Raw genomic sequence first — 21,618 nt, forward strand, 5'->3', positions numbered from 1 at the left:
ACTAGCGGTCCGGGGACAACTGGTCGGGGAGGCCGAAGCCCGGGAACCGGGACGCACCGAACGTGGTGATCTCGACGACCTTGCCGTGGTCGACCCACAGCACGTCGAGCTTGAAGGCCCGCCAGATCGAATCGCCCGGCCGCTTCAGGTACGACGCCGCGGCGGGCAGCCGGTTCGCCGAGGTCGGGACCAGGCGCCAGTCGCCGTCGCGGTCCGGACCGAAGGCCCGCTCGAACAGCGGCAGGCAGGCGCGCAGCCCGGTGAACGACAGCCGGTCGGGCGGCATCGAGACGCGCAACTCCTCGCCGGCGATCGCGATCGCCGCTTCGGCGTCGCAGCGCTCGTGGGCGTCGATGAACCGCGCCAGCACCTCACGCTCCTCCGCGGTCGGCCGCGGCGCGGACCAGTCGGCGCGGTGCACCGGCAGCCGCTGCTGCATCGTCGCCCGCGCCCGCTGCACCGCGCTGTTGGCCGCCGCGACGCTCGTGTCCAGCAGCGTGGCCGTGTCCGCGGCCGACCAGCCGAGCACGTCGCGGGCGATCAGCGCTGCGCGTTGCCGGGCCGGCAACGCCTGCAGCGCGATCAGGAACGTGAGCTCGATCGTCTCCCGGTCCACCACGACCGCGTCCGGCTGATCGGCCGGCGGCGCGATCTCGTCGAGCAGTCGATCGGGATACGGCTGCAGCCAGACCAGCTCGCCGGGTGAGTCCGTCGCGGCGGGCACCGGCCGGCGGTTGCGTTGCCGGGTGAGATCCAGGCAGACGTTGGTGGCGATCCGGTACAGCCAGGCGCGGAAGAAGGTGCGCCCGTCGTACTGATCGCGGCTGCGCCAGGCCCGCAGCAACGTCTCCTGGACCGCGTCCTCGGCATCGTCGAACGAGGCGAGCATCCGGTAACAGTGCACGTGGAGCTCGCGGCGATGCTGTCCCGCGAGGTCGGCGAACGCGGACTCGTCACCCGCGAACGCCGCCTCCTCGAGGGTCGTCACGACGTGGTCCTTCCCACCTCCTGGACCGTCCAGCCGTTGCCGTCCGGATCCTCGAAGGACAGGAAGGTCTCGTAGTCGCCGCGCTCCGGCGCGAGACCGGGCCGCTTCCCCTCGGCGGTGAAGTGGAACGGCTCGCTCACCTCGACACCGCGGCCGGCCAGCTCGGCGTGCGCGGCCTCGATGTCCTTCACCACCAGGTGGGTGCCCTGGTAGCTGCCCGGCGGCGCGGTGGTCAGTCCGGTCCCGATCGTGATCGAGCACGCCGACCCGGGCGGTGTCAGCTGCACGACCCGGAACGAGTCGCCCGCCCGATGGTCGACGTCCTCGGCGAACCCCAACTGCTCGGTGTAGAACTTCTTCGCCCGGTCGACGTCCGTCACCGGGACGATCACGAGCTCGAGTTTCCAGTCCATCTGCGTCATCTCGGGGCCTCCGCGGTCAGGTCGGTCCAGTCTGACCGACGTTCGATGACCGTGTAACGACGCCCGGGCCGAAAACTCATCGGTCCCGCGATGACTATTTTCCGGCGGCCTCGAAGACCTTCGCGAACCAGTCGAGCTGGGCGAGCTGCTGGTACGTCTGGCCGCCCTCGTGCTCGTTGTAGTGGTACACCTCGATGTCCTTCTGCTCGCTCCCGGTGGCGCCGTAGTGGTTGAACGCGGCGAACACGGTCGAGGGCGGGCAGATCGGGTCCATCAGCGCGACCGAGAACAGCGCCGGCGCCGTGGCCAGCCGGCCGAGGTTGACGCCGTCGAAGTAGCCGAGCGTGTTCAGCGCGGCGTCGACGTCCTGACGGAACCCCTTCAGATAGCGCGTGATCTCGCCGTACGGGTCCTTGTCGGTGATCTGCAGGGCCCGCTGGAAGTGGCACAGGAACGGTACGTCGGGCGCGCAGCCGAGCAGGTCGATCCCGGCGATCGGCGCGAGACCGGCGGCCGCGATCGCGATGCCACCGCCCTGGCTGCCGCCGGTGACGACCAGCTGGTTCGGGTCCACGAGCGGCGACGTCCGCGCGGCGTCGAGGGCCCGGACCGCGTCGATGAAGACCCGGCGGTAGTAGTACGTCTCGGGGTCGGTGATGCCCAGCGTCATGAACCCGGGCGTGTGGTTGAGACCGGCGTACGGCGTGGCGTCCGGCGTCCCGTCGACGCCGCCGGCGCTGTACCCCTGCCCGCGGGTGTCCATCACGAAGTGGGCGTACCCGGCCTGCGCCCACAACGTGGTCGCGTGCGGGAAACCCCGGCCCCCGGAGTACCCGTGGTACTGCACGACGGTCGGCAGCGGACCGGTCGCGCCGGCCGGAACGTGCAGCCAGCCCTTCACGGGCGAGCCGTCGAAGCCGGCGTAGGTGACGTCGTAGGTGTCGATCACCGCGAGCTTGTTGTCGATCGGGGTGAACGTGGCGGACAGGTCGTCGGTGCGCGCCTTCTCGATCGAGCGGCGCCAGAAGTCGACCAGGTCGGCGGGCGCGGCCACCTCGGGCCGGTACTCGCGGAGCTTGTCGAGGGAAAGGTCGAACATGGCCATAACCGGCAAACCTACGCCCACCGCGGTCCGACGGGTAAGCGATGTCCAAAACCGGCCGCCGGTCATCTAGGGTGAGGTGATGCCGACTCCGAACATCGTCTTCGTGATGTCCGACGACCACGCCGCGCACGCGATCTCGGCGTACGGCAACACCGCGCGCAGCACGGTGAACAGCACACCGCACCTGGACCGGCTGGCGCGCGACGGCGTCCGGATGGACGCGGCGTACTGCACGAACTCGATCTGTTCGCCCTCGCGGGCCTCGATCCTGACCGGGACGTACAGCCATGTGAACGGCGTCGCGTCGATCTTCACCGAGATCGACTACCGGGTGCCGACGATCGCCGAGGTGCTGCAGGAGGCCGGCTACCAGACCGCGCTGTTCGGCAAGTGGCACCTGGGTGAGCGGCCGGAGTCCGCGCCGCGGCACTTCGACGACTGGCGGGTGTTCCCCGGCCAGGGCGACTACGTCGATCCGCTGATGATCGGACCGGACGGCGCGGCGACGGTGCCCGGGTACGCGACGGACATCGTCACCGACCAGAGCATCGACTGGATCCGGCGGCGCGACCCGGACCGCCCGTTCCTGCTGCTCGTCCACCACAAAGCCCCGCACCGGCCGTGGGTGCCGGACGAGAAGCACAAGCACCTCTACCCGGTCGGTTCGATCCCGGAGCCGAGCACGCTGTTCGACGACCACAGCACCCGCAGCCAGGCGGTCCGCGGCGTCCGCATGTCGGTCGCGGACGACCTGGGCGCGGACGAGCTCGGCGAGGAGCTGCCCGACGAACTGCGCGGCCCGGAGAACCGGGAGGCGCGGATGCGGTGGAAGTACCAGCGCTACCTGCGCGACTACCTGCAGTGCGTCCAGTCGATCGACGACAACGTCGGGCGGCTGCTCGACGTCCTCGACGAGGAAGGTCTCAGCGACGACACGGTCGTCGTCTACACGTCCGACCAGGGCTTCTTCCTCGGCGACCACGGGTGGTTCGACAAGCGGCTGATGTTCGACGAGTCGTTGCAGATGCCGATGATGATCCGCTGGCCGTCGGTGATCCCGGCCGGCAGCACCTGCGACGCGATGGTCACCAACGTGGACTTCGCGGCGACCTTCCTCGACATGGCCGGCCTGGAGGCGGCGTCGGTGCTGCCCACGTCGCAGGGCAGGAGCTTCCTGCCGGTGCTGCGTGGCGAGGAGGTCCCGGACTGGCCGACGGCGATCTACTACCGGTACTGGGAGCACGACGACCCCAACCACCACGCCCCCGCGCACTACGGCATCCGGACGCGGGACTTCAAGCTCATCCACTACTACGGCGCCGGCCTCGGCGTCCCCGGGTCGTCGGACAGACTGTTCGAGCCGGAGTGGGAGCTGTACGACCTGCACAAGGATCCGGAGGAGCTCGTCAACGTCGCCGACGACCCGACGTACGCCGAGACCCGCGCCGCGTTGACCACCCGACTGGCAGAACTCCAGGCGCACTACGCGGACCTGCCGTACGACGGCCCGTCGACACCGGCACCGAAATGGTCCCGGGCCGATGAGAAGTCACTGCGAGAGTCCGTGGAGTACAACCAGAGGCTCGACCAGCAGGCCTGACTCAGCGCGGAAGGGCCTGCTCGAGTTGGGCGCGCGAGGTGATGTCCAGCTTCGAGAAGACCTTCCGCAGGTGGTACTGGACGGTGCGGGCGCTGATGAACAGGCGCGTGGCGATCTCGGGGTTGGACAGGCCGTCACGCGCCATCCGGGCGATCTGGGTCTCCTGCGCCGTCAGCTCGCTCTGCGCCGGTACGGCGCGCTTCCGGGCGGTGCCGCCGGCGGCCTGGAGTTCGCGCCGGGCGCGTTCGGCGAAGCCGGCCAGGCCCATCGCCTCGAAGCTCGTGTGGGCCGTCCGCAGGTGGTCGCGGGCATCGGTACGGCGTCGCTCCCGGCGCAGCCACTCGCCGTACAGCAGGTGCGCGCGAGCGATGTCGACCTTGACCCGGGTCTTCTCGAGCTGCGCGATCGCCTCCCGGTACAGGTCTTCCTCGTCGCTGAGGAGTGCACCGCATCGAGCCTGAAGACCCAGCGCCCAACTGGTGTTGCTCGCGCCGGTCATCTGCTCGAGCAGGCGCCAGGTCTCGATCGCCTCGTCGGGACGCCCGGACCGCACGGCGGCCTCGACGAGCTCGGCCATCGGCCAGACCATCGAGGCAGGGTCCGCCTCGAACGCGGTCGCGCGCCGGGCAGCGGACAGCGCCGCGTCGTACTGCCCGAGTCCGTTGTGGAGCACGGCCATCGCCCACTCGGCGAGCGTGATGCCGAGCCCTTCACCGCGGCGCTTCACGTCCTCTTCGGTGGCGTCGAGCAGGGCCTGCGCCTGTGTCGCGTCGCCGCGGAACGCGGCCAGCCCGAGGGCGCCGTACGGTGCCAGGCTGCTGCCGGTCGCCTCCTTGACCACCTGCGTTTCCGCGGCCAGATCAGCAGCCGCGGTCAGATCGCCGACGAACAACAGCAGGTAGGTCCGCAGCGTCAGCGCCAGTGGAAGTTCACTCAACGCACCCGTCGCGCGCGCGATCCGGATGTGCCGGGCGGAGAGCGTGTCCCAGTGCGCGTCGTCCCAGGTCCGCATCGCGGCGACTGTTGCCCATGACAACCAGTGCAGCTGTTCCTCGGTCGACAGGTCGTCGCCGAACGTTGCCAGCGCCCTGCGGAGCGACGGGAGCGCCGACGCGTACCCGCGGTTGTAGTCGGCCGCGAGACCGTCGAGCAGGAGGTCGGGAGCCCGCGCGTCCCCGGGTGGCGGGGGTGCCGCCTCGGCGGCGCGCGCCACGGCCAGCACGTCACCGCCGGGGTCGGCCAGGCGCCCGGCGAAGATCGCGGCCGCGAGCGCGTCCAGATAGGTCCCACGGGACATGGCGGCGTCGACAGGTTCGAGCCGCTTGGCCGCCTTCAGCAACAGCGGCGCGGCGTCCTTGCCGCGGTTCGAGACGTACGCGAACTGCGCGTGTGCGAGGTCGGCGCGGGTTTGTTGCAGATCGTCCAGTGGCCCCGCTTCGGCCACCGCGAGCAGGTCGATCGCCGCATCGAACCCGCCACACCGGATCTCGGTTTCCGCGGCGGCCAGCGCACGGCCGGCCCGCAACGCCGGATCGGCGGTCAGTGTCGCGGCCTTCTGGAGGAAGGCGGCCGCCGCGGCCAGGCCGCCCCGTGCGTGCGCCCGGCCCGCGGATCGTTCCAGCTCGGCCGCGACATCGGCGTCCGGTCCGGCGGTGGCCTGGGCCCGGTGCCAGGCCCGCCGGTCCGGGTCGAGACCCGCGTCCGTCACCTCGGCGAGCGCCTGATGGACCTGCAACCGATCCGCTGCCGAGGCGGACCGGTACGCCGCCGACCGCATCAGCGGATGCCGGAACCGGATCCGGGTGCCGAACTCCGCCAGACCGGCCTCGACCGCCGGCCCGGCCGCCTCCGGCGCGATCCCGAGCCGCGCCGCCGCCCGGCGTACCAGCGCCTCGTCACCGGACGGGTCTGCGGCGGCGAGCAGCAGGAGCTTGCGGGTCTGCTCGGGCACGGCCGCGACCCGGCGTACGAAGCTGTCCTCGATCGTTCCGGCGCCGGGCAGTCCGAAGCCGCCCGCGAGCTGGGCCGGTGTCAGCCCGCGCGGCAGCTCGAGCAGGGCGAGCGGGTTGCCGTGCGCCTCGGCCACCAGCTGGTCACGCACCTGCGCATCGATCGGCCCGGTCAGTACCGCGTCCAGCAACGCGCGGGCGTCGGCGTCGGCGAGGCCCGCGACCGGGAAGTCCGGCACGCGGGCCAGCGGCGTGCCGATCGACCGGGTCGCGAAGATCAGCCCGACCGACTCGGCCCCGAGCCGCCGGGCGACGAACGACAGGATCTGCGTCGAGCACCGGTCGAGCCACTGGTGGTCGTCCACCAGGCACAGCAGCGGTTTCTCCGCGGCGGCCTCGGAGAGCAGACTCAGCGCCGCCAATCCGATCATGAACAGATCCGGCGGCGGTCCGGCGCTGAGGCCGAACACGGTGCGCAGGACCTCCTGTTGCGGCGGCGGCAGCCGGTCCAGCCGGTCGAGGACCGGGGCGCACAACTGGTGCAGGCCGGCGAACGCCAGCTCCATCTCGGACTCGACCCCGGCGACCCGGGTCACGCGGCACCCCAGCGCCTGGACCGCGACGTACTCGAGCAGCGCGGACTTCCCGACGCCCGCCTCGCCGTGCAGCACCAGCGACCGGCTCTGACCTTCCCGGACCGCGCCGATCAGCCGATCCAGGACGCCGCACTCCGTCCGGCGTCCGGTCAGCTCCGCCGCACGCCGCCATTCCGGCAGGTCATGACCATGCACGGGATCACGCTAGCCCCTGGCCGGCGACCAGCACGACGGCTGGCCAGTGGCGGATGCGAGCACCGACGGGCCTGGCGCAGGGTGGTCCCGGTCGCCGACGGCGATCACCACTTTTCACCGTGATGGAGCGGAAAATGACCATGATCCAGCACCGCTACGCGACCGTGCGCGGACAGCGGCTGTTCTACCGTGAGGCAGGTCCGGCAGGTGCGCCGACGGTGGTCCTGCTGCACGGTTTCCCGACGAGTTCGTTCATGTTCCGTAATCTCGTCCCGCTGCTGGCGGACCGGTTTCACGTCGTCGCGCCCGATCACCTGGGCTTCGGTCTGTCCGACGCGCCGCCGGTCGACGAGTTCGAGTACAGCTTCGACGCGCTCGCGGAGCTGACCGGGGAGCTGCTCGACCAGATCGGTGTCGACCGGTTCGCGATGTACGTGCAGGACTACGGCGCCCCGGTCGGCTGGCGGCTGGCGCTCACCCGCCCGGAGCGGATCACGGCGATCGTCACGCAGAACGGCAACGGCTACGAGGCCGGTTTCGTCGAGGACTTCTGGAAGCCGGTCCGGGCGTACTGGACGGATCCGAACCCGACGACCGAGGTGGCCGTGCGCGGCGCTCTGACGCTGGACGCGATCCGGTGGCAGTACCTGACCGGCGTGGCCGACGAGACCCTGGTCAGCCCCGACACCTGGTACCACGACTTCGGACTGGTGTCCCGGCCCGGGAACGACCTCGTGCAGCTCCGGCTGTTCGCCGACTACGGCAGCAACCTGCCGTTGTACCCGCGCTTGCACGCCTACCTCAGGGAGAGCGGCGTCCCGCTGCTCGCCGTCTGGGGACGCAATGACGAGATCTTCCAGGCGGCCGGTGCCCTGGCCTTCGCCGACGACTCGCCGGGCGCCGAGATCTGCCTCCTCGACGGCGGCCACTTCCTGCTCGAGAGCCACCTGGACGCGGCCGCGAACATCATCGGCAACTTCCTCGGGAGGACCCTGCGATGAACGCTCCGCTGACGGACAGGACCGTGCTCGTCGTCGGGCGCGGCGGCGGCATCGCGCGGGCGGTGGCGCTGGCCGCCCGCGACGCCGGCGCGCGGGTCGTCGCCGCCGGCCGGAACCAGGACGCGTTGAAGGCGGCGTACGACGGCGAGCCGGGGATCACCACCGAGTACGTCGACCTGACCGACGAGGACTCGATCGCCGCGCTCGGCGACCGGCTCGGCGGCATCGATCACGTCGTGTCGACCGCGTCGGCGCGGGCACGGGGTGTGCTCGCGGACCTCGACCGGGACGCGGTCCGGCGCTCGTTCGACACCAAGGTGATCGGGCCGCTGATGCTGGCCAAGCACCTCGCGCCGCGGATCGGCGAGGGCGGGTCGCTGACGATCTTCTCGGGCGTCGCGGCCGCCAAGATCGCGGTCGGGACGCTGGCGGTGGCGATCACGAACGGCGCCGCCGAGGTGCTCGCCCGCTCGCTCGCGGTGGAGCTCGCGCCGATCCGGGTGAACGCCGTCTCCCCCGGCGTGATCGACACCGGCGCCTGGGACGGACTGGGCGAGGGCAAGGCCGGCTACTTCCGCGACATCGGCGCGCGGAACCCGGCCCGGCGGATCGGTACGGCGCAGGACGTGGCGGCGGCCGTGCTGTTCGCGATGACCAACACCTTCGTGACCGGTACGACGCTGCGCGTCGACGGTGGCGAACCGCTGACCTGAGGAGACTGAGATGGGACTGGCATGGCAGCAAGGACCGCTGGCGACGGGCGCGATCGGACGGTTCCTGGTCCCGGTCGAGATGCCGGAGCGTCTGCTGTTCGCGGAGCCGTTGCGTCGGCGGATGCGGGTGAAGTTCGGTGACAGCTGGATCGCCGACAGCGAGGACGTCGTTCTGCTGCACGAGCCGGGCCGGTACCCGGTGGCGTACTTCCCGCTCGAGGACGTCGCGGCCGGCGTCCTCGAGCCCGAGGAACGGTCGACGCGGCACAAGGACCTGGGGCCGACGGCCTGGTTCGCGGTGAGGACCGACACGGCCGGGAAGCCACGGGCAGCCTGGCAGCACACCGAACTGCCCGACCACGCGAGCGAGCTGAAGGGACGGGTCGCGTTCGCCTGGCGGGCGATGGACGCGTTCTACGAGGAGGATGAGCGCATCGTCGGGCATGCGGCGGATCCGTACCACCGGATCGACATCCGGCAGACAAGCCGTCATCTGGTGGTCCGGGACGGCGACCGGGTCGTGGCGGACTCGTCCCGCCCGGTGGTGCTGTACGAGTCCGGCTTCGCGCCACGCTGGTACGTACCGCGGGAGGACGTCGACGAGTCCGCCCTGACCGCGGTCGAGGGCCAGACGTTCTGTCCGTACAAGGGTCTGTGCAGCTACTTCGACATCGGGGGCGAGCATCGGGCAGCCTGGTCTTACGAGGACGCCTGGACAGAGGTACGCCGGATCTCCGGGCTGGTGTCGTTCGAGCCGGACAAGGTCGAGGTGGAACTGGACGGCAGGCGTTTGCGGTTGGAGCCTGGCCAGGGAGTGGTCTCGCACGGTGTCGACCGTGACCTGACGGTGGAGGAGCTGTCCGGATGAGTGAAGCGACTGTGGTGTCGGTGAACGTCGGTCTGCCGAAGAACGTCGAGTGGAACGGGAAGACCGTCTACACCGGCGTCTGGAAGCAGCCGGTCGACGGACCGGTGATGGTCCGGCGGCTGAATCTGGCCGGCGACGGCCAGGGCGACACCGCCGGCCACGGTGGCGAGCAGCGCGCGGTGCTGGTCTACCAGCTGGATTCCTACCGCTACTGGGCGCAGCACTTCGGACGGGACGACTTCGGCTACGGACAGTTCGGCGAGAACCTGACCGTCGAGGGGCTGCCGGACGACGAGGTCTGCATCGGTGACCGGTACCGGATCGGCGGCGCCGAACTGGAGGTCACCCAGCCGCGGGTGACCTGTTACCGGGTCGGCCTGCGGATGGGTGAGCCGGAGCTGCCGGCTCTCCTGGTCAGCCACCACCGGCCGGGCTTCTACTGCCGGGTGATCACCGAAGGCGAGATCACGGCCGGTGACCCGATCGTGAAGACGGTCACCGGTCCCGGCGCCCTGAGTGTCACCGACACGGACGCGCTGCTGTACCTGCCCGACCGGGACCTGGAGAAGCTGCGGATCGCCGTACGCATCCCGGCGATGAGCCCGGGGTGGCAAGGATCGTTCCACGACCTCCTCGAGCAGGAGACCGCACCGGGGCCTGCCTGGGACGGCTTCCGGCAGCTGCGGGTGACAGATGTCGTTGCCGAGGCCCAAGACGTGTTCTCGATCCAGCTCGCGGCACCCGACGGCGACGAGCTGCCGGCGGCTCGGGCAGGTCAGTATCTGACCTTCCGGCTGCCGGAGGTGGTGCGCAGCTACTCACTCTCCACCTCACCCGGCTATCGCGTCAGTGTGAAGCGCGAACCGCACGGGGCCGGGAGTGCTTACCTGACGCAGCTGACGTCCGGCAGCCTGCTGGAGGTCGCAGCGGCCCGCGGTGAGTTCGTACTCGACGACGGCACCGGACCGGTCCTGCTGATCTCGGCAGGCATCGGCGTGACCCCTGTCCTCGCAATGCTCCACAGCCTGGCAGGGAGTACCCGCGAGGTGTGGTGGATCCACGCGGCCCGCGGACCGGCGGAACACGCGTTCGCCGCAGAGGCGCACGAGTTGCTCGGACAGCTCCCGAACGCTCACGAGCACGTGTACTACAGCTCGATCGGCGGTCGGCTGACCAAGGACAAGCTGCTCGAGCTGGCTCTGCCGCCCGACGCCACGGCGTACATCTGCGGTCCACAGACCTTCATGACCGACATGCAGGCAGCACTGAACGCAGTAGGCGTGACACGGGTCCGCACGGAGCTGTTCGGCGCCCTGGCATCGCTGAACCCCGGTGTGGTCGGCCAGGCGCTCAGGCCGCCGCACCAGCCGGACGGAGCCCCAGGAAGCGGACCGATGGTGACGTTCGCCCGGAGCGGCGTCTCGACGGCCATGCGCGACGGCACCCTGCTCGAGCTGGCCGAGGCCTGTGACGTGCCGGCGCGGTGGAGCTGCCGCACCGGCGTCTGCCACAACTGCATCACGCCGCTGCTCTCCGGCGACCTGACCTACTCCCCCACTCCACTCGAACCGCCGCCGAGCGGGCAGGCACTCATCTGCTGCTCCCGCCCGGCGACCGACCTGATCCTGGACATGTAATGGACTACACGATCGAAGTACTCACGCTGCCGGTCCGCGATGTCGACGCGTCACTGGCCTTCTACAAGGCGATCGGCTTCGCCGTCGACGTCGACTACCACCCGCGCGACGGCTTCCGCATCGTCCAGCTGACACCGCCGGGATCCGCGTGCTCGATCCAGTTCGGCGAAGGGCTGACCGACGCGGCTCCCGGCTCGGCGCGCGCCCACTACCTCGTCGTCCCCGACCTGGCGGCGGCGCACGCCGAGCTGGTTGCCCGGGGCATCGACGTCGGCGCGATCCGGCACAAGACCCCGGCCGACGCCTGGGCCGGCGAGTTCGCCGCCGGCCCGGATCCCGAACGCCGGCCGTACGCGAGCATGGCCGACCTCGCCGACCCGGACGGCAACACGTGGATCCTGCAGGAGATCAGCCGGGCTACGGCAGGGTGAGGCCGAAGCCGGGCTCGTCGGAGAGGACGACGTGGCCGTCCTCCAGGGTGTAGAAGCCCGGGCCGGGGACGCCTTCGACGATCGGGATGTTGCCGAGGCCAGCGGCCAGGTGCGCGGCGTACAGGGTCTTGAGCGGTTGGCCCCAGGCGTGCGGTGATGCTTCGGCGGACAGGTCGGGCATGGTGCGGCGCCACGCGGTGAGGCCGTGGCCGGTCACGTCCATCAGGGCGACGTCGACGAGACCGTCGCGCGCCAGTTGGAGGACGTGCTCCACGTTCGGGTCGTACTCGCCGTCGGCGACCTTGGGGCGGTGCGGCAGCTTCTGCAGGTACTCGTGGAGAGCTTCCAGGTCCGGGCGGCGTTCGGCGAAGGGCTCCTCGATCCAGTACAGGTCGCAGTCCGCGACGCCGTCCAGGTACTCGAACAGGGTGTTCACGCTGAAGCCGTCGTTGCCGTCGACAAGGATCCCGGCGTCGGGATACAGCTCACGGGTCAGCCGGGTCACCTCGATGTCCCGTCGCAGCCCGTCGTGGGAATCCATCCAGCGATGCCCGCGGCCGATCTTCAGCTTGAAGTCGCGGAACCCGAACGCGTGGTCCTGGGCGAGGTTCGCCCGGATCGCGTCCAGCCCGCCGTCCAGATCGTCGAGGTAGATGCCGCCGCTGTAGCAGCGCACCCGCGGCGACCCGGCCGCGCCGAGCATCTCGTACACCGGGACGTCCAGGATCCGCGCCGCCAGATCGTGCAACGGGTAGTCGAGGAACTCGGCCGCCGCGTCGATCACGCCGCGGTCCGGGTCGATCAGTTCGGCGAGCTTGCGGCCGACGAGCGGTCCGGGGTCCGCGTCGTACAGCGGCAGCCCCCAGCCCGTGGCGCCGCGGTCGGTCTCCACGACGTACGCCGTGGTGCTGCCGCCGCTCCCGTGACTGCCGAGGAACGAGTTGCGGCCGATCGTGCGGAGGTAGTCGTAGCGGATCTCGGTGGTCGTGACGGAGCTGATGACGTGCCTGGCGAGGGTCATCGGTCAACGATAGACAGTCACCAGTCTCCGGAACGCGGCCGGATTGCTGAGCACGTCGGTGTTGTCCGCGAACTGGTCGATCGATCCGATCAGCCCGTGCCGCGCGACCGCGTCGTCGGTCACGGTCGCCAGGCATGCCTGCACGAAGCGGTCCGCGCCGATCACCTGCGCGGGCCGGTCGTGGTACGGCCGGGGCGACGGGTCGAGCTCGTCGGTGACCCCGAGCGCGTTGTGCCGCCGGGCGACCAGCTCGTACGCCGTGACGAGCGCCCGCTCGCGAGCGGCGTACGACCCGGCCGCGACCGCGTCGGCCAGCGCCGCGTCGAGCCCGTCCGGGTGTTCGAGGCGGGCGAACGCCGTACCGAGCCATTTGGTGTACGGCGCGTAGGTCCGCGCCTGCAGCAGCGCCAGGCGCATCAGGTCCCGCACCAGGCGGGCGGCCACCACCCGGGACCCGAGCTCGTCGCCCACCTCGTGCGTGCGCTGGACGAAGGCCTCTTCCTGGGCGATACGGGACCACTGGCAGGCGAGTGTCCACCGCCAGATCTGGTCCGGGTACCACGCGAGCGCCTCACGGACCCGGGCCAGCCGCCCGTCGTCGGCGTACACCCGGCCGGACACCACGCCGAGGAACTGCTGTTGCGGAGTGACCAGCCAGTCGTCGATCCCGATGCCCTGCGAGGCGTCGAACCCCAGCCGTTCGCGCAGCCAGTCCCCCAGCGTCGCGACCGTCACGTGGTGCCGCGGCGTGAGGGTGTCCCAGCCGAAGCGCACCGGGTACCCGTCGTACTCGTCCGGCAGTCCGTCGTCGACCGCCTTCCGCACCCGCTCGACCTCGTCCGCGTCGACCAGGACGACGACCCGCGGCCCCCAGCCGTGGTCCATCGAGCGGGCGGTGTCGTAGCCGAGCACGTCCGACCCCCACCCGAGCAGCCCGGCCGCGTAGTCGATGTCTCCCACGAGTGGAGCGATCACGTCGGCGTGGAACTCGCCCGCGACCTCCGCTGCCGGCCTGAACTCAGCCTTCGAACCCACTGGGTCACCTTTCTGTCCGGAGCGCCCGTTTACAGTTGCGCGGTGAGACACGTGGTGTGGGACTGGAACGGAACGCTGCTCAATGACAATCACGCCGTCCTGGCCGCCGTCAACGAGGTTTGTGCCGGGTTCGGGCGGGCGGAGCTGAGCTGGGCCGAGTGGCAGGCGGCGTACGCGCGGCCGATGCGGCTCTCGTACGAGCAGATCCTGCGGCGCACCCTCGACGAGGCGGAGTGGGAGCAGGTCGACAAGCTGTACCACGACCGGTACGACGCGCTTCTGCACACCTGTGAGCTCGCTACCGGGACGCACGACGTGCTGCGGGCCTGCACCGCGAGCGGGCGGACGCAGTCGTTGCTGTCGATGTGGTTCCACTCGCGGCTCACGCCGACGGTCGATCACTACGGACTCACGACGCATTTCACCCGGGTCGACGGGCTGCCGGGTGAGGTCGGCGGCGGCTCGAAGGCCGACAGCCTGGTCCGGCACCTGGAGGCGCAGCAGCTCGACCCGGCCGACGTCGTCCTGATCGGGGACGTCGTCGACGACGCCGAGGCCGCCTCGGCAGCGGGGGCGCGCTGCGTGCTCGTCACCACCGGCGCGATGACGCTGCAGGCGCTGCAGACCACCGGTGCGCCGGTCGCGGCGTCGATCACGGAGGCGCTCCGCCTGCTCGACGCCTGAGCCGGGTCGAGCAGCCCGTCGCCCGGGACCCCAGGGTGCGGGCCCGTGGTTGTCCCTGGTGTGAGGCACCTACCTGCGACGAGACGGTGGTGTCACACCGAAGAGCGTCCAGGGAGGCACCCCGATGAAGCAGTACTACGGCCCAGTGGTCGTCCTACTCGACAGCCAGGACACGCTGGAGTGGGCAGCGGCCGAGGCCGCGGCCCGGGGCACCGAACTGCGCATCGTGTACGCGTTCCGCTGGCCCCACCTGCTCGACCCGCTCGGTGAGCTCACGGTCGACGAGCATGACCTCGCGGCCGCCGAGGAGGTCGTCGACGAGGCGACCGGCCACGTCCAGCAGATCTTCCCGAGCCTGCGGATCTCCTCCACGGTCTTCCCCGGCCGCCCGGTCACGGCGCTGCTGAACGAGGCCCGCGAGAGCACCGGCGCGCTCGTGGTGGTGGGGCACGGTCGCCGCTTCGAGCGGAGCCTGGCCCGTCGGCTGGCCCGCCGTACGACGGCCTCCCTGGCAGTGGTCGGGTTGACGTCGGACCACACGGCCGGACCGTCCACGGGACGTGTGGTCGTCGCCGTCGACGGCCACGACCGCTCCGATGCGCTGGGGTTCGCGTTCGGCGCCGCGCGGCGGCGGGGCACTGGTCTGACCATCCTGCAGACCGGTCCGGCCGACGTCACCGCGTGGCAGACGGCGTACCCGGAGGTCGACGTACGGCGGAGCCCCGTCACCGGCACCGTGGCGAGCGCCGTGCTGGCCGAGTCAGCCGCCGCGGCCCTGACCGTCCTGACGGCTGACCGCACCTGGCTCCAGCAGACCGGCAACGCGACGGTCGCCCGGCTCGCGCGCGGTCCAGTGGTACTGGTCTGACCAGTGCACCCAGGTCGGCCCGGCTAGGCTGACCGGCGTGGGGATGGCAGATGGCGAGCATCGAGAGCTCAGGGGCCGGCAGCGCGAGACCGAGGTACTGAGGGGGCTGGTCGGCGAGGCGAAGGCCGGCCGCAGCCAGGTGCTGCTGCTGACCGGCGAGGCCGGTGTCGGCAAGTCGGCCTTGCTGGACACCCTGGTCGCCGGTGCCGATGGTTGCCGGATCACCCGGACCGCCGGGATCGAGTCCGAGATGGAACTCGCCTACGCCGGCCTGCACCAGCTGCTGCAACCGTTCCTGGATCACCTCGAGCGGCTGCCGGCACCGCAGCGCGAGGCGCTCGGGACGGCGTTCGGCCTGGTGAGTGGCCCGACGCCGGACAAGTTCCTGATCGGGCTCGCGGTCCTGAACCTGCTCGCCGACGCCGCCGGCGACCAGCCCGTGCTGTGCGTGGTCGACGACGCGCAGTGGCTGGACCTGATGTCGGCGCGCATCCTCGCGTTCGTCACGCGCAGGCTCGCGGCCGAGTCCGTGGTGATGGTCTTCGCGGTCCGTGACGGCATCGAGCACGCGTTCACCGGCCTCACCGAACTGGCCGTCCGCGGCCTCGACGACACCGACGCCCGAGCGCTGCTCGAATCCGTGCTGCCCGGGCCGATCGACCCACGGGTACGCGACCGGATCGTGGCCGAGACCAACGGCAATCCGCTCGCCCTCCTGGAGCTTCCGCGCGCCTGGACCCCCGCGGAGCTCGCCGGCGGCCTGACCGCGGGCAGTCTGGTGAGCCGGATCGAGGACGGATTCGTCCGGCGCCTCGAAGTCCTCGAGCCCGACACCCGGCTGCTCCTGCTGACCGCGGCGGCCGAGCCGCTGGGCGATCCGACCCTGCTGTGGCGGGCGGCCGAACGGCTCGGGCTGGGGGCCGACCCGGCGGCCGGCGCGATCGAGTCCGGGCTGATCGCCTTCGGCCAGGACATCCGGTTCCGGCATCCGCTCGTGCGCTCCGCGGCGTACCGGATGGCGACACCGCAGCAGCGGCTGTCCGTGCATCGCGTCCTCGCCGAGGTGACCGATCCCGAGACCGACCCCGACCGGCGGGCGTGGCACCGGGCGCAGGCGACCACGACACCCGACGAGGGCGTCGCCGCCGAACTCGAACGGTCCGCGCAGCGCGCCCGTGCCCGCGGCGGGTTCTTCGCGGCCGGCACGTTCCTGGAGCGCTCGGCCGCACTGACGATCGACCCCGGCCGCCGGGCCGATCGGGTGCTCGCCGCCGCGACCGCCCAGCGCAGCGCCGGCGCGCTCGACGCCGCGCTGGACCTGCTCGGCGCGGCCTCGACCGGTCCCGCCGACGCCGTCCGGGACGCGGAGATCCTGCGGTTGCGCGGGGAGATCATGTTCGACCGCGGACACGCGACCGAGGCCGCGCGGATACTGGTCGACGCGGCGAAGCAGCTCGATCCGCTCGACCACGAGCAGGCCCGGGTCGCGTACCTGGAGGCGATGTCGGCCGCGATCTGGGCGAGCGGCCCGGACACGCCCGGGATCCTCGCGGAGGCCGCGGCCGCCGCGCCGGCGCCGGCGCCGTCGGACCCACCGGGCGACCTGCTCCTCCAGGCGCTCGCGCTGCGCTTCACCCGCGGGTACGCCGAGGCCGCGTCCCAGCTCGTCAAGGCCGTCGAACACGCCCGGCAGAGCGACAGCGAGGCCGAGGACGTCCGCGGCTGGCTGTGGCTGGCCGGCAGCCGGTCCAGCGGCATCGTCGCGATCGACGTCTGGGATCTCGACGCGGCGCTCGACCTGGCCGCCCGTCACGAGCGGATCGCGCGCGACAGCGGGGCGCTCGTCCAGCTCCAGTGGGCGCTGAACTTCCGCGCCAACGTGGTGTCGATGACCGGTGACCTCGCGGCCGCCGCGGCGTCCGTCGAGGAGGAGCGGCAGATCGGCGCCGCGACCGGCAACCGGGTGCTCGGGATCGGCCGGATGCAGCTCGCCGCGCTGCGCGGGCACGAGGCGGAGGCGACCGGGCTGATCGACGCGATGATCCGCGAGGCGCGGGCCCAGGGGCAGGGCCGGATGACCGCGATCGCGACGTACACGAGCGCGCTGCTGCACAACGGCCTCGGCCGGTACGAGACGGCCCGCGACGCGGCGCTGCAGGTGTTCGAGCAGGACGTCGTCGCGTACGGCGCGCTCGTGATCGGCGAACTGGCCGAGGCGGCCTCGCGGACCGGGGACACCAAGCTCGTCGAGACCGCGCTGGCCTGGCTCAACGAGCGCGTCGCCGCAACGCCGACGGACTGGGGCCGCGGGATGGAGTCCCGCGCGCGAGCTCTGCTGACCAACGCCGAGGACGCGTACCGTGCGTCGATCGACCACCTCGGCCGGACCGGTCTGCGCATCGAGTCGGCCCGCGCCGAGCTGCTGTACGGCGAATGGCTGCGCCGCGAAGGCCGCCGTCAGGACGCCCGCGAGCACCTGCGGATCGCCCACGAGCAACTGGCCGCGATGGGCGCCGAGGCGTTCGCCGAACGCGCCCGCCACGAACTCCTCGCCACCGGCGAGACCGTCCGCAAGCGCACCCCCGAAACCACGAACGACCTGACCGCGCAGGAGTCCCAGATCGCCGGCCTTGCCAGGGACGGCCTGACCAACCCGGAGATCGCCGCTCAGCTCTTCATCAGTCCCCGCACCGTCGAGTGGCACCTCCGCAAGACCTTCTCCAAACTCGGCATCACCTCCCGCCGCCAACTCCGGACCGCCCTCGCCCGATCCTGACCAGGGTGTTCCACGGGTGCGACGGGATGCCGGTGCGTCGACGCTGGTGGGGTGGACAGCAAGCTCGCGGTGGTCGTCGTACCGGTGTCGGACGTGGATCGGTCGCGGCATTTCTACCGGGCCGCCGGGTTCCGGCTCGATCGTGACGATGCGCGCGGCAGGGAGCTTCGGGTGGTGCAGCTGACGCCGCCGGGGTCGGCATGCTCGATCTTGATCGGCACTGGTCTGACCAGTGCACCGCCGGGGTCCTGCCAGGGTCTGCATCTGGTCGTGGACGACGTGGAGGCCGCCCGGGCGGAGCTCGCCGGCCGGGGCGTCGCGATCAGCGACGTCGTCCGGGACTCGGTCTTCCGCCACGACTTCGCGTCCTTCGCCGACCCGGACGGCAACGGCTGGATCGTGGAACAGCTCACCCGTTGAGCAGCCTCCTTGCCGCGCGTCCCAGGATCTAGTTGGGTTGTCCGCAACCCGAGACTGAGGAGGCCCGGTGACGAGCGAGGTCCTGGAAGGCCGGACGGCAGCCGGCCGCGGGATACGGGTGCGGTTCTCGGCCGACGGCATCGAGGAGATCACCGATCACCCGGCGGCGCCGGACCTGTTGCTGATCCCCGGTCTGGTCGACATCCAGCTCAACGGGTACGGCGGTCTGGACGTGAACGACCCGTCCCGTCCGGCGAGCGAACTGGCCGATCTCGTCCGTCTCCTGTGGGGCCAAGGGGTGACGACCGTCTACCCGACGATCATCTCCGCGGACGACGCGACCACCACCGCCCTCGTCAGGCGAGCCGTCGCCGCGCGCGCGGCCGATCCCGACGTCGCGTACGGCGTACCGGGCCTGCATCTGGAAGGCCCGTACATCTCGTCCGCCGAAGGTGCCCGCGGCGCGCACGACCCAGCCGTCATCCGCGACCCCGACCCCGACGAGTTCGACCGCTGGCAGACGGCAGCCGAAGGCGCGATAGCCATCATGACCATCGCCCCCGAACGCCAGGGCGCCATAGCCTTCACCCACCACCTCACCACCATCCCCCGGGCCGGAACGCGACCGGTCGTTGCCTCGGTTGGGCACTCGCTCGCGAGCGCTGCCGACATCCATGCCTTCGCCGCGGCCGGCGGCCGGCTCTCCACCCACGTCGGCAACGGTCTTCCCGCCCAGGTCGACCGGCACCACAACCCCATCTGGCCCCAGCTCACCGAAGACCTGCTCACCGCCGGCCTGATCGCCGACGGCCACCACCTCCCACCCGACACCTTCGCAGCGCTGGTCCGCGCGAAAGGTCCCGGCCGCTCCGTCCTCACCAGCGACGCCGCCGCCCTCGCCGGATGCGCACCCGGCAACTACCGCACCGCGGTCGGCGGCGCCGTCACCGTAGGCCCCGACGGAAGCCTCCGCCTCCAGGGCACGCCGTACCTGGCCGGCAGCGGCGCCTCGCTCCTCGACTGCCTGCGATGGGCGACCGGGCCCGGCGGTCTCCCCCTCGACACAGCCGTCACGATGGCCACCACGACACCCGCCGACCTGCTCGGCCTGCACGACCGCGGCCGCCTGGAAGTCGGCGCCCGAGCAGACCTCGTCCAGCTGACCCGCACCCCGGACGGCGCCCTCGGCGACCCCACTGCCGTCGTTGTCAACGGCCGCTTGGTTGCTCGCAGCAACAGTTAAGTATTGGATCGTGCCCCGCGCAACCACTTCGCGGGAGGCCCGATGCTTGCCGGTGAACCGTAAGTTCCCGTATAAGCCTTACATGACGGCGATCCGGCTCGACGCGGTGTCCAAGGTGTTCGAGGGCGAACACCTGGCCGTCGACGAGCTGTCGCTGGACATCGACGACGGCGAGTTCATGGTGCTGCTCGGGCCCTCCGGCTGCGGGAAGACCACGCTGCTGCGGATGATCGCCGGCCTCGAGCGGGTGACGTCCGGCGAGGTGTGGTTCGGGCGTACCAACGGCACCCGGCTCGCACCACGCGAACGCGGCGTGGCGATGGTCTTCCAGACCGGCGCCCTGTACCCGAACCGGACGGTCCAGGAGAACATCATGTTCCCGCTCCAGGTCGCCGGGCAGAACGACGTCCAGGCCGGGTCCACCGCGGCGGGCCTCGCGCAGATCCTCAGCATCGAGTCCGTCCTCGACCGGATGCCGCGCACGTTGTCGGGTGGTCAGCGCCAACGGGTCGCGATCGGCCGGGCGCTGGTCCGCCGGCCGGAGGTGTTCCTGCTGGACGAGCCGCTGTCGAACCTCGACGCCACGATGCGCACCGAGCTCCGGCAGGAGATCGGCGCGATGACGCGCGACCTGAACGTGACCACGCTCTACGTGACTCACGACCAGGTCGAGGCACTGACGCTGGCCGACCGGATCGCGGTGATGCGGGACGGGCGGATCGAGGACGTCGGTACGCCGACACAGGTGTACAACGATCCCGCGACCGCGTTCGTGGCCGGCTTCCTGGGTACGCCGCGGATCAACCTGCTCGCCGCCACCGTCCGGGTCACCGCGCACCACCGCGTCGCCCTCGACCTCGGCACCCAGTCGATCTCGCTCGACCCGACCGACCGCCGGTCACTGATCCTGCGGCACCACGACGGCGCCCAGGTGATCGTCGGCGCCCGCTCGAACGCGTTCAGCCTGACCGAGGACGCGCCGAACCAGCTGACCGGCACGATCCGCGCCTTCGAGTTCCACGGCCAGCAGTCGATCGCGTTCGTCCACTGCGGCATCGAGGTCGTCGACCCCGACCGGGTAGGCCGCGCGAACCCGGCCCACGCCTACCCCGCGGCCGATGTGACGCCGTCCTTCCTGGACAGACTCCGCTCACGCATCGGGCTGGGCACCCCCGCCCCTCCCCCACCCGAACCCCACGGCGCCACCCACCGCCGCGCCGACGTGATCGTAGAACTCCCCGTCGACACCGAACTCGCCCGCGGCACACGGGTCCACCTGGCCCTCGACACCACCCGAATCCACATCTTCGACCAAACCGGCCACCGAGTAGACCGCATCACCCGCTAGCCCGACCACCTTCTGGCCGCCGGCGCCGGTACGAGCAACCCCACGCGGTGCTACGCACGGCTCCTCCGTCGCCGCACTTACGCGCCGCTCCCACCCGCCCGTGCAGCGGTGCGTGCTGACGCGCGCTCCTTTGCGCTTGGCGCGCGAACCTACGCGCTGCCGCCCGTGAGCTGCTCGCTGACGCTCGCGGGCTGCGGGGCTGGCGCCCGCGGGGTTGCTCGCTGGCGCTCGCGGGATCGCGGGGCTAGCGCCCGCGGGTCGCTCGCCGGCGCTCGCATCAACCACTCGCACGCGGCTGATCCGGCGTGGAACTGGCGGCCCCCGGAGGCTGGTGCGACTGGACTGTCCGGCCGGAGATTGGTGCGACGCGGAACCGCTGCTCCGTAAGCCGGTGCGACGTGGAACTGGTGCTGCGTGGACCGGCGGGTGCGTGGACCGGCGGGTGCGTGGACGTGGAACTGGTGCGACCTGGAACTGGTGCGACGTGAAACTGGTGGTGCGTGGAGGTTGATGAGCGACGGGTCGATACGGCGACAACCTGTCGGGGGTGCCGGACGGATCGCTCTGGTCCCTGGGCCTGCCTACGGACTACCCACTCCCTCCGCGTACGGCTGGGCCTGGGAAGCACGTGCGGAAGACGCTCGACTCGTACGTCACGCGCGCCATAGCCGTGCCCGCCATTCCTCGTCCGGACAGGTCGCCGGCGCAGCGCCCAGTG

The 21,618-nt window shown here is 71.3% G+C and carries 18 protein-coding genes; 12 read left to right on the forward strand and 6 right to left on the reverse strand.

What is annotated here, in order from left to right; genetic code table 11:
* Position 1 precedes the first annotated feature (1 nt).
* The 3 genes from ABZW60_RS19350 to ABZW60_RS19360 form a co-directional block, all read right to left on the reverse strand.
* Positions 2-988, reverse strand: a complete 987-nt coding sequence (locus tag ABZW60_RS19350; RefSeq protein ID WP_355478580.1) for an RNA polymerase subunit sigma-70 — start codon at positions 986-988, stop codon at positions 2-4.
* Positions 985-1,410, reverse strand: a complete 426-nt coding sequence (locus tag ABZW60_RS19355; protein WP_355478581.1) for a glyoxalase superfamily protein — start codon at positions 1,408-1,410, stop codon at positions 985-987. Before ABZW60_RS19355 ends, ABZW60_RS19350 begins: the two co-directional genes overlap by 4 nt.
* Before the next feature lie 94 nt (positions 1,411-1,504).
* Complete coding sequence (locus ABZW60_RS19360; RefSeq protein ID WP_355478583.1) at positions 1,505-2,509, reverse strand: acetylxylan esterase; 1,005 nt, start codon at positions 2,507-2,509, stop codon at positions 1,505-1,507.
* 85 nt (positions 2,510-2,594) lie between these two features.
* Between ABZW60_RS19360 and ABZW60_RS19365 the strand changes: the two genes are divergently transcribed.
* On the forward strand, positions 2,595-4,115 hold the full coding sequence (locus ABZW60_RS19365; RefSeq protein WP_355478585.1) for a sulfatase: 1,521 nt from the start codon (positions 2,595-2,597) through the stop codon (positions 4,113-4,115).
* Position 4,116: 1 nt separating this feature from the next.
* On the opposite strand, the gene ABZW60_RS19370 is transcribed toward ABZW60_RS19365, so the two are convergent.
* Positions 4,117-6,855 carry an AAA family ATPase gene (locus ABZW60_RS19370; RefSeq protein ID WP_355478586.1) on the reverse strand — a complete coding sequence of 913 codons (2,739 nt, stop codon included), beginning with the start codon at positions 6,853-6,855 and terminating at the stop codon, positions 4,117-4,119.
* A 134-nt stretch (positions 6,856-6,989) separates the two neighbouring features.
* On the opposite strand from ABZW60_RS19370, the gene ABZW60_RS19375 reads away from it, so the two are divergent.
* Genes ABZW60_RS19375 through ABZW60_RS19395 form a run of 5 tightly spaced genes read left to right on the forward strand, consistent with a single transcriptional unit; the run spans position 6,990 to position 11,505 of the window.
* Positions 6,990-7,856 carry an alpha/beta hydrolase gene (locus ABZW60_RS19375; protein ID WP_355478588.1) on the forward strand — a complete coding sequence of 289 codons (867 nt, stop codon included), beginning with the start codon at positions 6,990-6,992 and terminating at the stop codon, positions 7,854-7,856.
* Complete coding sequence (locus ABZW60_RS19380; protein ID WP_355478590.1) at positions 7,853-8,569, forward strand: SDR family oxidoreductase; 717 nt, start codon at positions 7,853-7,855, stop codon at positions 8,567-8,569. The genes ABZW60_RS19375 and ABZW60_RS19380 overlap by 4 nt, the downstream gene beginning before the upstream one ends.
* Positions 8,570-8,579: 10 nt before the next feature.
* The gene (locus ABZW60_RS19385) at positions 8,580-9,437 is read left to right on the forward strand and encodes a DUF427 domain-containing protein (RefSeq protein WP_355478592.1); all 858 of its coding nucleotides are present in this window, start codon (positions 8,580-8,582) and stop codon (positions 9,435-9,437) included.
* A complete protein-coding gene (locus tag ABZW60_RS19390; protein WP_355478594.1) occupies positions 9,434-11,074 on the forward strand; it encodes an MOSC and FAD-binding oxidoreductase domain-containing protein in 1,641 nt (546 codons plus the stop codon). The genes ABZW60_RS19385 and ABZW60_RS19390 overlap by 4 nt, the downstream gene beginning before the upstream one ends.
* Positions 11,074-11,505, forward strand: a complete 432-nt coding sequence (locus ABZW60_RS19395) for a VOC family protein (RefSeq protein ID WP_355478595.1) — start codon at positions 11,074-11,076, stop codon at positions 11,503-11,505. Before ABZW60_RS19390 ends, ABZW60_RS19395 begins: the two co-directional genes overlap by 1 nt.
* Here ABZW60_RS19395 and ABZW60_RS19400 read toward each other — a convergent pair.
* A complete protein-coding gene (locus ABZW60_RS19400) occupies positions 11,492-12,526 on the reverse strand; it encodes an enolase C-terminal domain-like protein (RefSeq protein WP_355478596.1) in 1,035 nt (344 codons plus the stop codon). The two genes, ABZW60_RS19395 and ABZW60_RS19400, sit on opposite strands and share 14 nt — an antisense overlap.
* Before the next feature lie 3 nt (positions 12,527-12,529).
* Complete coding sequence (locus tag ABZW60_RS19405; protein WP_355478598.1) at positions 12,530-13,561, reverse strand: DUF4037 domain-containing protein; 1,032 nt, start codon at positions 13,559-13,561, stop codon at positions 12,530-12,532.
* Between the two features lie 42 nt (positions 13,562-13,603).
* Between ABZW60_RS19405 and ABZW60_RS19410 the strand changes: the two genes are divergently transcribed.
* The 6 genes from ABZW60_RS19410 to ABZW60_RS19435 all read left to right on the forward strand — a co-directional run bounded on the left by ABZW60_RS19410 (position 13,604) and on the right by ABZW60_RS19435 (position 20,900).
* Positions 13,604-14,245, forward strand: a complete 642-nt coding sequence (locus ABZW60_RS19410; RefSeq protein WP_355478600.1) for an HAD hydrolase-like protein — start codon at positions 13,604-13,606, stop codon at positions 14,243-14,245.
* Positions 14,246-14,369: 124 nt separating this feature from the next.
* Entirely contained in the window at positions 14,370-15,113 is a 744-nt protein-coding gene (locus tag ABZW60_RS19415; protein WP_355478601.1) for a universal stress protein, read from the forward strand.
* Between the two features lie 43 nt (positions 15,114-15,156).
* Positions 15,157-17,889: an AAA family ATPase gene (locus ABZW60_RS19420; RefSeq protein WP_355479061.1), complete on the forward strand. Its 2,733-nt coding sequence runs from the start codon at positions 15,157-15,159 to the stop codon at positions 17,887-17,889.
* 51 nt (positions 17,890-17,940) lie between these two features.
* On the forward strand, positions 17,941-18,309 hold the full coding sequence (locus ABZW60_RS19425) for a VOC family protein (protein WP_355478603.1): 369 nt from the start codon (positions 17,941-17,943) through the stop codon (positions 18,307-18,309).
* 67 nt (positions 18,310-18,376) lie between these two features.
* Complete coding sequence (locus ABZW60_RS19430) at positions 18,377-19,552, forward strand: amidohydrolase family protein (RefSeq protein WP_355478604.1); 1,176 nt, start codon at positions 18,377-18,379, stop codon at positions 19,550-19,552.
* A gap of 82 nt (positions 19,553-19,634) precedes the next feature.
* Positions 19,635-20,900 carry an ABC transporter ATP-binding protein gene (locus ABZW60_RS19435; protein WP_355478606.1) on the forward strand — a complete coding sequence of 422 codons (1,266 nt, stop codon included), beginning with the start codon at positions 19,635-19,637 and terminating at the stop codon, positions 20,898-20,900.
* Positions 20,901-21,618: the final 718 nt, after the last annotated feature.

The organism is Kribbella sp. NPDC003557 (assembly GCF_040610805.1).
Lineage (GTDB): Bacteria > Actinomycetota > Actinomycetes > Propionibacteriales > Kribbellaceae > Kribbella.

What these genes read in the sequence shown, in the direction of transcription:
- ABZW60_RS19360 (WP_355478583.1), bottom strand. Translation starts at nt 2,509, where the DNA reads ATGTTCGACCTTTCCCTCGACAAGCTCCGCGAGTACCGGCCCGAGGTG.
- ABZW60_RS19420 (WP_355479061.1), top strand. Translation starts at nt 15,157, where the DNA reads ATGGCAGATGGCGAGCATCGAGAGCTCAGGGGCCGGCAGCGCGAGACC.
- ABZW60_RS19415 (WP_355478601.1), top strand. Translation starts at nt 14,370, where the DNA reads ATGAAGCAGTACTACGGCCCAGTGGTCGTCCTACTCGACAGCCAGGAC.
- ABZW60_RS19395 (WP_355478595.1), top strand. Translation starts at nt 11,074, where the DNA reads ATGGACTACACGATCGAAGTACTCACGCTGCCGGTCCGCGATGTCGAC.
- ABZW60_RS19380 (WP_355478590.1), top strand. Translation starts at nt 7,853, where the DNA reads ATGAACGCTCCGCTGACGGACAGGACCGTGCTCGTCGTCGGGCGCGGC.
- ABZW60_RS19375 (WP_355478588.1), top strand. Translation starts at nt 6,990, where the DNA reads ATGACCATGATCCAGCACCGCTACGCGACCGTGCGCGGACAGCGGCTG.
- ABZW60_RS19355 (WP_355478581.1), bottom strand. Translation starts at nt 1,410, where the DNA reads ATGACGCAGATGGACTGGAAACTCGAGCTCGTGATCGTCCCGGTGACG.
- ABZW60_RS19400 (WP_355478596.1), bottom strand. Translation starts at nt 12,526, where the DNA reads ATGACCCTCGCCAGGCACGTCATCAGCTCCGTCACGACCACCGAGATC.
- ABZW60_RS19435 (WP_355478606.1), top strand. Translation starts at nt 19,635, where the DNA reads ATGACGGCGATCCGGCTCGACGCGGTGTCCAAGGTGTTCGAGGGCGAA.
- ABZW60_RS19365 (WP_355478585.1), top strand. Translation starts at nt 2,595, where the DNA reads ATGCCGACTCCGAACATCGTCTTCGTGATGTCCGACGACCACGCCGCG.
- ABZW60_RS19385 (WP_355478592.1), top strand. Translation starts at nt 8,580, where the DNA reads ATGGGACTGGCATGGCAGCAAGGACCGCTGGCGACGGGCGCGATCGGA.
- ABZW60_RS19390 (WP_355478594.1), top strand. Translation starts at nt 9,434, where the DNA reads ATGAGTGAAGCGACTGTGGTGTCGGTGAACGTCGGTCTGCCGAAGAAC.